Here is a 12505-nt window from a genome sequence, read left to right on the forward strand (position 1 = left end):
CTTACAGGTTTAGAGTGGAGATCTCAGAGGGGTGAGTAACCGAACGGGCGATCGCGATCGCCCGCCGCAGGGATGACTCGACGGGTTCGATCCGTCGCCGAGAACGTCCGCCGGGGTGCGGCGATCGCTCAAATCCAATCCTCGTCATCGTCGTCCCAATCTTCATCCTCGTAAGGGTTATTGTATCGATTGTTGCCGTAGGGCGAAGGCCGTCCCCGACGCCGGGCCGGGGGTCGCTCCCCTTCGGGATAGCTGCGTCCGCTACGCGGGTACTCTCGCGGCGGGTAATCGCGCGGGGGATAATCGCGCGGGGGATAATCGCGCGGCGGGTAATCTCGCGGGTAATCTCGCGGGTAATCTCCCGAGGCATAATCGCGCGGGCGCTCTTCGACGGGATAGTTCTCCCGACGGCTGTTATACGCCGACTCGAAGAAGTTATCGCCACCGCGTTCGCGACCCCGAATCGGCGATTCTTCGGTAAACACCCGGCGGATCGATCCGAATAACCCGTCTTCGTCTTCCTCTTCCCGAGTTTGCTGATAAATTTCCCGATTGAGTTCGTAAACGGCATCTTGCAGGTCCGATTCCGCCAAATCGATCCCCCGTTCGTCGTTGCGATCGAGACTTTCGCGCAATTGCCGGATCAAACTTTCGATCCGGGCCCGATGGGGGCTGACGAATTGAATCCCGTAGTCGAGGGTCGCCTCGCGCAACTGCCGTTCCGCTTGATAGGCGAGGGCTTCGACGCGGTTGCGTTTCTCGACCCGTTCCCGTCGTTCGCGATCGACGTCGTAAAATTCCTCCGCTTCTCGGATCATCCGGTCCACTTCCGCCTCGCTCAGGGTAGAAGCCCCTTGGACGATGATACTCTGCTCGCGTCCGGTCATTTTATCCAAAGCGGACACTTGCAAAATTCCGTTGGCGTCGATGTCGAAGGAGACTTGAATCTGAGGCACCCCACTCGGCGCGGGGGGAATTCCGGTGAGTTTGAAGCGTCCGAGGGATTTGTTATCGGCCCCCATTTCCCGTTCCCCTTGTAGGACGTGGATTTCTACTAGGGTTTGGTTGTTCTCCGCCGTGGAGAAAATGTCCGATCGCCGCACCGGAATCGTCGTATTGCGCGGGATCAGTTTTTTCATCACCCCGCCGATGGTCTCGAGTCCCAAGGATAAGGGGGTGACGTCGAGTAACAGCACGTCTTTGACTTCTCCGGCCAAAATTCCCGCCTGAATGGCGGCCCCGATGGCGACGACTTCGTCGGGGTTGACGTTCTGATTCGGTTCGATATCGATCGCGCTGCGGACGAGTTGCTGTACTAAGGGGATGCGCGTCGAACCGCCAACTAAGACGACTTCGTCAATTTGAACCGGGGTCAGTCCCGCATCGGCGATCGCCCGTTTCACCGGAATTCTCAAGCGGGTGACCAAATCGCCGCACAAGCCCTCGAATTGGCTCCGAGTCAGCCGAGTTTCGAGGTGTTTCGGTCCGTCTTCGGTGGCGGTGATAAAGGGCAGGTTGATATCGGTGACTTGAACGCCACTGAGTTCGATTTTCGCCTTTTCGGCGGCTTCGAGCAACCGTTGCAAGCTCTGGCGATCGCGCCGCAAGTCTACCCCTTCACTTTCTAAAAACTGTTCGGCGAGCCAGTCTACAATTTTTTTATCGAAGTCGTTCCCCCCGAGTTGGGTATCCCCACTGGTGGATTTCACTTCAAACACGCCGTCGCCGACTTCGAGCACGGACACGTCGAAGGTTCCCCCGCCGAGGTCGAACACCAGGATCGTCTGACTGTCCCGGCGGTCCAAACCGTAAGCGAGGGAGGCGGCGGTGGGTTCGTTGAGGATGCGTTTGACTTCCAACCCGGCAATTCGTCCGGCGTCCCGGGTGGCTTGTCGTTGGGAGTCGTTGAAATACGCCGGAACGGTAATCACGGCCCCGGTGACGGGTTCGCCCAAGTAGCGACTGGCTTCGTCGGCGAGTTTGCGCAAAATCATCGCCGAAATTTCTTCCGGGGCGAAATCTCGCTTCAGTCGCGGACAGCGAATTTTGACGTTCCCGCCGTCGTCTTTGCGAATCGTGTAGGGAACGCGCTTGGAGTCGGGGGACAGTTCCCGATATTGCCGACCCATGAAGCGCTTGACGGCATAAAAGGTATTTTGGGGGTTGAGGACTGCTTGTCGTCTGGCCATTTGCCCGACGAGCAGTTCTCCGTCTTTACTAATACCGACGACCGAGGGAGTGGTCCGCATTCCTTCTGCATTGGCGATCGCTATCGGCTTGCCTCCCTCCATTACCGCCACTACTGAGTTGGTCGTTCCTAGGTCAATGCCGACTACTTTGCCCATGCCGTTGTCTCCACCTCTTACCTGTTGCCGATCGCATCGAGTCGTAATGATTTTCTTTTGCTATTTGTAGCCATCAGAAAACAAACTGACAACTGATTGTCGCAGCTTTTGGCTGTCGATTGCATCTTGAAATCCTGCCAGTTTGTCTGTCGAGGAAAGCTTGCAAGGGGCTGCAAGCTTCAAGTTTGCTTTCAGTTTATTGTATCTTGCCGTGCGGGGGGGCGGTTTGGGGCGATCGCCCGGGTTCGGCGACGGAAAAAGCCCCCTACACTCGCGTGAGGAGGCTGGAGGCGCTGCGTCCGGGCATCCCCCGTCCGTCAGCTAACTGGCCATATACTCGCCCATGTCGCTTTTGCGCTTGCGCAGTTTGGTCAGGGCTTCGCGCTCGATCTGTCGCACCCGTTCGCGGCTGATGTTGAGGCGATCGCCAATTTTGGCCAGGGTCATGGTCTGCCCGTCTTCCAAGCCGAAGCGCAAGGCCAATACTTGTCTCTGCTGCGGGGTCAAATCGGCCATCAGTTGCTCTAAATCCGAGCGCAGGGCCGATTGGGTGGCGAAGTCTTCCGGAGACGGTCCGGTATCTTCGAGCAGTTCTCCCAATTCCGTATCTTGGTTGTCGCCGACGCGCAAGTCTAAGGAAAGTGGATGGCGCGCCCGTTCGAGATATTCGCGAATTTGTTTGGGCGATAAGTCTAACTCTTCGGCGAGTTCGCCGATGGTCGCAGCCCGTCCGTACTGTTGGGACAGTTGCCGTTGGGCTTTTTTAATTTTATTGAGTTTTTCGGTAATATGAATCGGCAGTCGGATCGTGCGACCTTTTTCGGCGATCGCCCGGGTAATCGCCTGACGAATCCACCAGTACGCATAGGTCGAAAATCGATACCCTTTGGTCGGATCGAATTTCTCGACCCCACGCTGCATCCCGATGGTTCCTTCTTGAATTAAATCGAGCAGGTCGACGTTGCGTTTGATATATTTCTTCGCCACGGACACGACTAAGCGCAAGTTCGCTTCGACCATCTTGCGTTTGGCGGTTTCGGCTTGTGCTAACTCGCGCCCTAACTCCGCCTCGGACAGCTCGGCTTCCCGCGCCCACTCCGCTTCGGTCGGGTCTCGCCCCAGCTTCTCGGCTAAGGTCTCTTTGAGTTCTTGCAATGCACTCCCGCGCTGCACTTGCTTCCCTAAATGAATTTCCTGCTCGTGGGTCAGCAAGGGAACCCGGCCAATTTCTCGCAGGTAAGTGCGAACTAAGTCTGTGGAACTTTGAGCAGTTTTCATGGCGCCTGTCCGTTTGCATGAATGTGGATTTTATTAAATCGGTGGGAGGCTGAGCCATCCACCTCAATCGCCCTGAGAAAACGCGCTGGCAACCAACCTCAAGCTCTTCGATGCCAAGCTGGTTGCCACTGTGAGCGTACAAACCCCCCTCGCTCCCAGAACGATCGATCGCCGCTCTGGAAAGGGCAAACTCTCTATTTCTGGCGGTCTCTAACGCGCACCGGAATCAACTCCGGTTGCACCTGCTCCTGACGGCTCGATCGATCCTGGGCGACCCAGAGGAGAACCAAACCTAAAACAGTGAGGATGATGGTGGTGGTTGTCATAATGTTTCTTAACTCAAACTTGTCTATGTTAAAAATTGTAACATTTCTGAGAGAAATGTCTACCGTAGGCTCGACGATCGCCTGGCGGGTCCGCCCCGCGATCGCGCGCCAATTACCTAGAGATTACCCACTAACTCCGTTCCTAAATGCATCCTGTAAAACAAAACGAGCCGATTGCGAACGGACGGGTCGGCTTTTCTGAGCGATCTTCGTGTAAAGTTTTGTAAAATCATTGCTTGACAAGCCCGCCGGACAATGCAGGGGTGCTGGGTTTCCCCCCTCCGAGCGCCTCGCTGGTGTCCGGGAGTCGATCGGGGGTCTTCCCGATAGTTTTTCCTCCTTTTATTCATTTTAATGCAACTTTTAAAAAACAGAAAGTCTTTTAGGATAATGTGTTTCTATGGATGAAAAAACTTGCGTTTATAGAATAAATTTTTCCTGAAAGGGATTGCCGACGCGGGACGAACCGGGGAGAGGGGATCGCGATCGCCCCTGCTAGACCTAGAATGCCCCCGAAACGCCGGAAATTATCGACCCGCTCATAAACAGAGACCTACAAAGACAGGGCTTTGTAGGTCTCGAACGGGGGGTTTAACCCTCGATGGCGATCGCTAGCTTACGAAACTAACTCCGCTTCCGGTTCGGCGATATAATCCTGTAACGCTTTCACGTCCAACGGATCGGTTTGCAGCGCTCGGATCGCCGCCGCCGTCGCCTTCGCCCCGGCAATCGTCGTAATAATCGGCAACTTGTAATCCAACGCCGTGCGACGAATCAAACGGGCATCGGTTTGCGACTCTTCCCCGGTCGGCGTATTAATAATGAACTGGATTTGCTCGTTCTTAATCCAATCCACCACGTGGGGACGACCTTCGTGGAGCTTGTAAACCAAGTCCACCGCCTCGATTCCGTGTTCTTGCAGCACCCGCCGAGTGCCTTCGGTGGCCACAATCTTAAAGCCCAACTCGATCAACTCCTTAATCACCGGGACCACGAGGGGCTTGTCGCGATCGTTCATCGACACGAAGAACGTGCCACTGAGGGCCAAACTGACCCCCGCGCCCAACTCCGCCTTAGCGAACGCCTTGCCGAAGTCCGTATCGATCCCCATCACTTCCCCAGTCGATCGCATTTCCGGTCCTAACAAAGTATCGGTTCCCGGGAACTTATTAAACGGCAACACCGCTTCTTTGACCGCAATATGTTGGGGAATCTTCTCTTCCGTAAAGCCGAGACCTTCCAACGTTTCGCCGGACATCACCCGGGAGGCGAGCTTGGCGAGGGGAACTCCGATCGCCTTAGACACGAACGGGACCGTCCGCGAAGCGCGGGGGTTGGCTTCGAGGATGTACACCTGCTCCCCTTGCACTGCAAACTGGATATTCATCAAGCCGATCACTTGCAGTCGTTTCGCCAGCTTGACGGTCCATTCGCGGATCGTATCGAGGGCCGCAGGTTGTAAAGACGTATAGGGAATCGAACAGGCGGAGTCGCCGGAGTGAATGCCGGCTTGTTCGATGTGTTCCATAATCCCGCCGATGACCACGCGCCCGGTAGCGTCGGCGATCGCATCTACATCGACCTCGATCGCGTTTTCGAGGAACTTATCGATCAAAATCGGGTGGTCCGGTTCGACCTGCACCGCAAAAGTCATGTAGCGCTCTAATTCGGCGTCGGAGTAGACAATTTCCATCGCCCGTCCGCCCAAGACGTAGGAGGGGCGCACGACCACCGGATAGCCGATCTTTTTCGCCACCCGCAGGGCATCTTGATAGCTGCGTGCGATGCCGTTGGGGGGCTGTTCGATCGCCAGTTCTTCGAGGATTTTCTCGAAGCGTTCCCGGTCTTCGGCGGTATCGATCGAATCCGGGGAGGTTCCCCAAATTTTGGTTTGAATATTGGCGTCGGGACTTTGCAGACCGCTTGTAGGATCGAGGAACTGTTGCAGGGGAACCGCCAATTTGAGCGGGGTTTGACCGCCGAATTGAATGATGACCCCTTCCGGGTTTTCCGCTTCGATGATGTTGAGCACGTCTTCTTTCGTGAGGGGCTCGAAGAAAAGGCGATCGCTCGTGTCGTAGTCCGTGGAAACGGTTTCCGGATTGGAATTGACCATGATCGTCTCGAAGCCCGCATCTTGCAGGGAGAACGAGGCGTGACAGCAACAGTAGTCAAATTCGATCCCCTGACCGATGCGGTTGGGACCGCCACCGAGAATCATGACTTTGCGCTTGTCGGAGACTTCGAGTTCGGTTTCGTCTTCGTAAGTGGAATAGTAATAGGGGGTGAAGGCTTCAAATTCGGCGGCGCAAGTATCGACGAGTTTGTAAACCGGGACGACTCCGAGGGATTTGCGGTAGGCGCGGACTTCGTCTTCGCTAGTTTTGGTAGCGAAGGCGATTTGACGATCGCCGTAGCCCTGTTGTTTGACTTCGCGCATCTGGGATTCGCTCAAGTCTTTAAGCGGGGTGCGCTTGAGGAATTTTTCCGTGGCGATCAGGTCTTGCATTTTGTCGAGGAACCAGGGGTCGATCCCGGTGAGTTCGTAGATTTCCTCGACGGTCATCCCCATGAGCATCGCATGACGGACGGTGAAGATGCGATCGGGGTTGGGGGTTCGCAGACCGGAGCGGATATGTTCTAAGCTGGGCAGGACTTCCTCGCGATCGCAGCCCCAGCCGTAACGCCCGATTTCGAGCGATCGCAGGGCTTTTTGGAACGATTCTTGAAAGGTCCGACCGATCGCCATCGCCTCGCCGACAGACTTCATTTGCGTGGTCAGAACCGGATCGGCCCCGGAGAATTTCTCGAAGGCAAAACGCGGGATTTTGGTGACCACGTAATCGATGGTCGGCTCGAAACTGGCGGGGGTTTTTTGGGTGATGTCGTTGGAAATCTCGTCGAGGGTGTAGCCGACGGCGAGTTTAGCTGCAAATTTGGCGATCGGGAAACCCGTCGCTTTCGACGCCAACGCCGAGGAACGGCTCACCCGGGGGTTCATTTCGATCACGATGATTTCGCCGTTGACCGGGTTGACCGCAAACTGAATGTTCGATCCCCCCGTTTCGACCCCGATCTCGCGGATGATTTTAATCGAGGCATCGCGCAGGCGCTGATATTCTTTATCGGTGAGGGTTTGCGCCGGAGCGACGGTGATCGAGTCCCCGGTGTGGATGCCCATCGGGTCGAGGTTTTCGATCGAGCAGATGATGACGACGTTATCGGCTAAGTCGCGCATCACTTCGAGTTCGTATTCTTTCCAGCCGAGGAGGGATTGCTCGATCAGAATTTGGGAGACCGGGGAGGCGTCTAATCCGGCGGCAGCCATCAGCTCGAATTCTTTTTGGTTGTAAGCGATCCCGCCTCCGGTTCCGCCGAGGGTGTAGGCGGGACGGATAATGAGGGGATAGGTGCCGATTTGCTGGGCGACGGTTTTCGCATCGTCTAGGGTTTGGGCGATCCCGGAGGGACAGACGGCGACGCCAATCCGGGCCATTGCTTCTTTGAAGAGTTGGCGGTCTTCGGCTTTTTCGATCGCGTCGAGTTTCGCTCCGATCAAATCGACGCCGTATTTGTCTAATATGCCTTTTTTACACAGTTCGACGGCCAGGTTCAGCCCCGTTTGGCCGCCCATTGTCGGCAGGATGGCGTCGGGTCGTTCTTTGGCGATGATTTTTTCGAGCACTGCCGGGGTTAATGGTTCGATGTAGGTTCGATCGGCCATTTCCGGATCGGTCATGATCGTCGCCGGGTTGGAGTTGACTAGAATGACTTCGTAGCCTTCTTCCCTGAGCGCTTTACACGCCTGGGTCCCTGAGTAATCAAATTCGCAGGCTTGCCCAATCACAATCGGGCCAGAGCCAATCAGCAGAATTTTGTGGAGGTCGTCGCGACGGGGCATAGGCTTTATACTTCGACTCGTCAAAGGTGGGTAAGGACAAACGACGGTTCGCCCTTACGGCGATCGCCATCGAGCAGAACGCTCGTTCGAGGTGGGTACGTTGCACGCCCTCGGGCAATGACTGTAGCCGAACTCTTCCCGAGCGATTGCTAAATCCAGATTATTTTAAGGGTTTTCGCCCGCTTCGTTATCAATTTCTGCCACGGACTTTGACAAGATTTGTTGACTTATTCGTTTTAGAGCGGTTTATCCGGTTGGATTGTCTGGATTTGCAAAAGGTGGCGATCGCCGGCGATCGCGATTTTTGAGTGCCAATTGTGCCAAACCGGAACATGTGCCAAACCGCAACAGCCCGATTCGGTCAAGTTCTGCACCCGTTGCAGCACGAAATTGGTGCTCTTTCGCCGAGGACGGCGAAAGAGCACCGCAATGTGAGATAGACATGGGTTTCAACTGGGTGAAACTCCGGCAATTCTCAACTTTTAGTATAAAAAATGGTAGGGGTTTGGTAACTTAACCCCTACAAGGCACAATAGCAACACCGAGAGAGTTGGGCTACCCAGATGGTAACTCGTGCTTACCCCACTCTCTGGGAATTCCCCACGATTGTCTGTCCTGGCCAACGGGATCGAGTGATTTTCGCAAATGGCAACGCAAAGGAATTGGGGCGGTGCTTAACGATCGCCCGCGTTAGGATACCGCCTGAAACTTATACGTGCTATCTGTGTGAGGTCGCGCGCGATCGCCCTCCCCGAGCGGAGTGCTGCCGTAGATGCCGCCATTCGCTTATACTAAAAGAGCGAAGCAAAAAAAGGCAAATCGCCCATGGCAGTCGCGCGATCGCTCGTTAAATTAAGTCTTGGATCGGTCTGTGTCTTTGGTAGTTTGGCATTTCCAGCACTCTCGACGGGAACGGAGATTGTTTGGAAATCGCTCTTGATGACGGGTTTAGGCAGTGTGGCGGCAGGAAATACCGCCAATGCTTTCGACGATATTCTCGATGTCTTAACTGAAGGCAAAGACCCGGATCGGGTAGAGTTGGAAAATGAGGATTTAACCAAAGCGGTTGGAAAAGCGATCGCCGCAGTGATTGCCTCACCCCGGAAGAATGGGGCGATATTTTTATCAAAAATTTTGGGTTGCAAACTCCGCCCTTCTAGGGCGTCTTGACAGTAAAATCGGCAAAGAGGATTAAACTGCCAAAATGACACTTCGAGCGTTCCGATCTCGCTTCTATCCCAGCTACGAGCAAGAGTCCCTCTTGCGCCGAACCCTCGGCTGCGTGCGACATCCGATGGAGTCGTCAACTTCCCAAGGATGCAGAACCCTCTACCGTCACGGTACGACTCGAACCTTCGGGACGTTTTTAAAGTTAAAAGTTAAAAGTTAAAAGTTAAAAGCTGTTCACTGTTCACTATATCGGTGTCGATGTGGGAATTGCCCATCTCGCCATCACTAGCGATGGCGAAAAGGTGGAAAATCCTCGCCATCCCTCCAACCCCCCTTAATAAGAGGGCGAAGGGGGGATTCGGCGGACAAAAAATGGATTTGATGCCGTTGCAGGTCAGAGAGTGGACTTGTCCCCAATGTGGGACAGTTCACGACAGAGATATCAACGCCGCACAGAATCTTTTGGCGGTGGGACACACCGTTACCGCCTGTGGAGCGAGTGTAAGACTTGAAGGATATTATTCCGGAAAAGAGTAGGGGTGGTTCGCGAACCACCCCTACGGCGAAAAACCTGTCAGGGAAAGAAACTCCGAATCTAAATCGTGAGGTTTGGGAATCACCGTCTTTCCTTCGGCGCTGAGGATGTCAATCAACCCTTTCCTCCCCTAAATTTTTGCGGATAGGCTACAATGTTCTTGCTGAAAAATCGACGAAGCTGCGAATCTCCTGTAGCTCGCTCTGGCTCTAGTAAATATATTGTTTTTCTTACCATGCGATCGCTTTGGTTTTCTCTAGCCGCTTGTTCGATCGCCCTGACCGCCACCCCGGGGCACGCGCAACTGGTTCCCGACAATACCCTCGGCGCCGAAAACTCCCAAGTCGTCCCCACGGACGCCACCAGCGATCGCGTCGAGGGCGGCGCCGTGCGCGGAGCGAATCTTTTTCACAGTTTCTCACAATTTAATATCGACGACGGGCGATCGCTATACTTTGCTAACCCGACGGGCATCGAAACCATTTTCACCCGGGTGACCGGGGGCGAAACCTCCTCGATCCTCGGTACGTTGGGGGTTTTGGGCGACGCCAACTTATTTTTACTCAACCCCAACGGTCTCGTTTTCGGTCCGAACGCGCGCCTGGACTTGCGCGGGGCATTTGTAGCCACAACTGCCGCCGAAATCTTATTCGACAACGGCGAGGGATTCGGCGCGATCGCCCCGCAAAACGCGCCGTTACTGACCGTCAACGTTCCCACGGGCTTGCAATTTGGCAGCGATCGCGCGGCGATCGTCAATCGATCGCGCGTCACCGACGCAACCGGGGCGACCGTCGGCTTGCAAGTCGAACCCGGGCAAACATTGGGCTTATTCGGTGGCGATTTAACCCTCGACGGAGGCTATTTAACCGCCCGCCAAGGGGCGATCGCCCTCGGCAGTGTCGGCCCTGACAGCCAAATTGCCCTCGACGGCCTGACTCCAAATTATACTAACGCGAATAACTTTAGTGATATCTTTCTTGCCGATCGCGCCTCGGTAAGTACCAGTGGAGCGGGGGGCGGACGGATTGACGTGAGAGGCAGGCAAGTCACTTTAAGCGGCGGCGCTCAAATCCAAGCGAACACCTTGGGGTCGCAACAGGGAGGAACCCTGACCGTCACCGCATCGGAACGGGTGGAATTGCGCGATCGCCTCGCCGACGGCACCCCCAGCGCCTTGCAAACCCGCGTCGAACCGGGGGCAACCGGAAGCGGCGGTAATTTGAGCGTCGATACTCGGGTGTTACGCATCGAAGGGGGCGCCCGGGTGGCGACCTCCTCCCTCTCGGAAACTCCAGTATCCGGCGGCAATCTCGCGATCCGGGCATCGGAGGCGGTGGAACTGCTCGGAATCGGCCAGTTTCCCGACGGCACCCCGGCACCCTCGCAAATCTCCGCCGTGACTGCCGGACCGGGAGATGCAGGCACGATCGCGATCGCCACGGGTCGGCTCACCGTCACTGACGGGGCGCAAGTGACCTCGGAAACCTTCGACGCCGGGGATGCGGGAACGGTGAGAGTGACCGCAGAAGAAGTGAGATTGAGCGGGCGATCGCCCGACGGACTCGAACCCAGTGGGGTGCTAGCTCGGGTAAACCTCGGCGCCACGGGCAATGCAGGCAATTTAGAACTGTTCGTCGATCGCCTGCGCGTCGAAGGAGGGGCGCGGGTGGCGGCGTCTTCTCTCGGGGCGGGGAACGGCGGCAATATCGAGATTCGCGCTGCCGAAGCGGTCGAGGCGATCGGGTTTCTCACTTCCCTCGACGGCACCCCCAACACGACTAACTCCTCACAAATATCCGCACTCACGACGGGGAGCGGTAACGCCGGAAACGTGGCGATCTCGACCCCCCAACTGCTGACCACTCGCGGCGCCCAAGTCGTCGCTTCCACCTTTGGCCGGGGAAATGCCGGAAGACTCACCGTGACGGGGTTTGAAGCCAATTCACCTGCCGAATCCGTCGTCGCGATCGGGCGATCGGCAGACAACCTGCAACCCAGTGGCTTGCTGGCGCGGGTGGAGGTTGCCGAAGCGATCGGAAATGCCGAAGATATCACCGTGGTCGCCCGTCGGATCGCCGTTCTCGACGGGGCACGACTGGCGGCAGCCTCCCGAGGCATCGGCAATGCGGGTAACGTGCGCTTGCAGGTCTCACGATCGCTCGAAGTCGCCGATGGAGGCGAAATCAGCGTGCGCGGCTTAGACAACGGCAGTCCGGGTAATTTGGAGATTGCAGGCATTCCCGGCGACGGGCAAGCCGATGTGAGTTTGACCCGGCGGGGTTCCTTGGCGGCAGCCTCCGAAAACGGGCAGGGGGGCAGCATCGCCATTCGCGCCCGGGATATTTTCGTGCAGGAAGACAGCCAGATCCTGGCCACGGGCAGTGCAAGTGGCAATCCGACGTTAGAAGGGAATATCGATTTAGAAAGTGAGATTTTGTTGTTACGCGATCGCAGTTTCTTGGGAACCGACGCCGCCAACCCCCAAGGAGGCAGCAACGTTCGGATCGGGGCGCGAACCACGTTTGTTTCTCCCGACAGCACGATCGTGGCGGCGGGGGATCTTACATTAGATATTGAGTTGGAAGTCGATCCGGCGCAGGTCTCCGAGGGCGAAGTCGTCGATCCGGAAGCACTCATCGCCCAAAACCCTTGTAGACAAGGGGACGAGAGTGAATTTGTGGTGACCGGACGCGGCGGAGTACCCCCCAATCCCGGCGATCCCCTCGTTGGGGATTTATCGCACGTCGATCCGATCGAACTGTCGCCCCCGAGTGCTCGACCCGAGGCGATCGCCCCTCCGGAAACGATCGATCGCGATCGGGCGATCGTGGCGGCGCAAGGATGGCACTTGGACGAACGAGGGCGCGTGGTTCTCACCGCAGGCAAGACCGGGACCGAGTTACACTGGGTCAACCCCCTGCCGGGATGCAACGATTAACGATAAATC

Annotated in this window: 10 protein-coding genes; 4 read left to right on the forward strand and 6 right to left on the reverse strand. The window is 56.3% G+C overall.

What is annotated here, in order from left to right:
* Nucleotide 1: 1 nt before the first annotated feature.
* From HCG48_RS25400 to HCG48_RS04345, 6 genes are all read right to left on the reverse strand, one after another.
* On the reverse strand, nt 2–148 hold the full coding sequence (locus HCG48_RS25400) for a hypothetical protein (protein ID WP_210437173.1): 147 nt from the start codon (nt 146–148) through the stop codon (nt 2–4).
* Nucleotides 129–2345, reverse strand: a complete 2217-nt coding sequence (gene dnaK, locus HCG48_RS04330) for a molecular chaperone DnaK (RefSeq protein ID WP_168568060.1) — start codon at nt 2343–2345, stop codon at nt 129–131. Before dnaK ends, HCG48_RS25400 begins: the two co-directional genes overlap by 20 nt.
* A gap of 321 nt (nt 2346–2666) precedes the next feature.
* Nucleotides 2667–3623, reverse strand: coding sequence for an RNA polymerase sigma factor, RpoD/SigA family (locus HCG48_RS04335; RefSeq protein WP_168568061.1), 957 nt, complete (start codon nt 3621–3623; stop codon nt 2667–2669).
* A 194-nt stretch (nt 3624–3817) separates the two neighbouring features.
* The gene (locus tag HCG48_RS26400; RefSeq protein WP_281362078.1) at nt 3818–3949 is read right to left on the reverse strand and encodes a hypothetical protein; all 132 of its coding nucleotides are present in this window, start codon (nt 3947–3949) and stop codon (nt 3818–3820) included.
* A gap of 616 nt (nt 3950–4565) precedes the next feature.
* Nucleotides 4566–7850: a carbamoyl-phosphate synthase large subunit gene (gene carB, locus HCG48_RS04340; RefSeq protein WP_168568062.1), complete on the reverse strand. Its 3285-nt coding sequence runs from the start codon at nt 7848–7850 to the stop codon at nt 4566–4568.
* Nucleotides 7771–7956 (reverse strand): hypothetical protein, encoded by a 186-nt coding sequence (locus tag HCG48_RS04345; RefSeq protein ID WP_168567311.1) that lies wholly within the window; start codon nt 7954–7956, stop codon nt 7771–7773. The genes carB and HCG48_RS04345 overlap by 80 nt, the downstream gene beginning before the upstream one ends.
* A 719-nt stretch (nt 7957–8675) precedes the next feature.
* Between HCG48_RS04345 and HCG48_RS04350 the strand changes: the two genes are divergently transcribed.
* The 4 genes from HCG48_RS04350 to HCG48_RS04360 all read left to right on the forward strand — a co-directional run bounded on the left by HCG48_RS04350 (nt 8676) and on the right by HCG48_RS04360 (nt 12496).
* A complete protein-coding gene (locus tag HCG48_RS04350; RefSeq protein WP_168568063.1) occupies nt 8676–9020 on the forward strand; it encodes a hypothetical protein in 345 nt (114 codons plus the stop codon).
* 34 nt (nt 9021–9054) lie between these two features.
* Nucleotides 9055–9240: a helix-turn-helix domain-containing protein gene (locus HCG48_RS25780; RefSeq protein WP_246259893.1), complete on the forward strand. Its 186-nt coding sequence runs from the start codon at nt 9055–9057 to the stop codon at nt 9238–9240.
* A 152-nt stretch (nt 9241–9392) separates the two neighbouring features.
* The gene (locus tag HCG48_RS25785) at nt 9393–9557 is read left to right on the forward strand and encodes a zinc ribbon domain-containing protein (protein ID WP_246259895.1); all 165 of its coding nucleotides are present in this window, start codon (nt 9393–9395) and stop codon (nt 9555–9557) included.
* 233 nt (nt 9558–9790) lie between these two features.
* Complete coding sequence (locus HCG48_RS04360; RefSeq protein ID WP_168568064.1) at nt 9791–12496, forward strand: two-partner secretion domain-containing protein; 2706 nt, start codon at nt 9791–9793, stop codon at nt 12494–12496.
* Nucleotides 12497–12505 lie beyond the last annotated feature (9 nt).

The organism is Oxynema aestuarii AP17 (assembly GCF_012295525.1).
Taxonomy (GTDB): domain Bacteria; phylum Cyanobacteriota; class Cyanobacteriia; order Cyanobacteriales; family Laspinemataceae; genus Oxynema; species Oxynema aestuarii.

Coding starts and splice junctions, on each gene's coding strand:
- HCG48_RS04335 (WP_168568061.1), bottom strand. CDS start 3,623: ATGAAAACTGCTCAAAGTTCCACAGACTTAGTTCGCACTTACCTGCGA.
- HCG48_RS25400 (WP_210437173.1), bottom strand. CDS start 148: ATGACGAGGATTGGATTTGAGCGATCGCCGCACCCCGGCGGACGTTCT.
- HCG48_RS25780 (WP_246259893.1), top strand. CDS start 9,055: ATGACACTTCGAGCGTTCCGATCTCGCTTCTATCCCAGCTACGAGCAA.
- HCG48_RS04350 (WP_168568063.1), top strand. CDS start 8,676: ATGGCAGTCGCGCGATCGCTCGTTAAATTAAGTCTTGGATCGGTCTGT.
- HCG48_RS26400 (WP_281362078.1), bottom strand. CDS start 3,949: ATGACAACCACCACCATCATCCTCACTGTTTTAGGTTTGGTTCTCCTC.
- HCG48_RS25785 (WP_246259895.1), top strand. CDS start 9,393: ATGGATTTGATGCCGTTGCAGGTCAGAGAGTGGACTTGTCCCCAATGT.
- HCG48_RS04360 (WP_168568064.1), top strand. CDS start 9,791: ATGCGATCGCTTTGGTTTTCTCTAGCCGCTTGTTCGATCGCCCTGACC.
- carB (WP_168568062.1), bottom strand. CDS start 7,850: ATGCCCCGTCGCGACGACCTCCACAAAATTCTGCTGATTGGCTCTGGC.
- dnaK (WP_168568060.1), bottom strand. CDS start 2,345: ATGGGCAAAGTAGTCGGCATTGACCTAGGAACGACCAACTCAGTAGTG.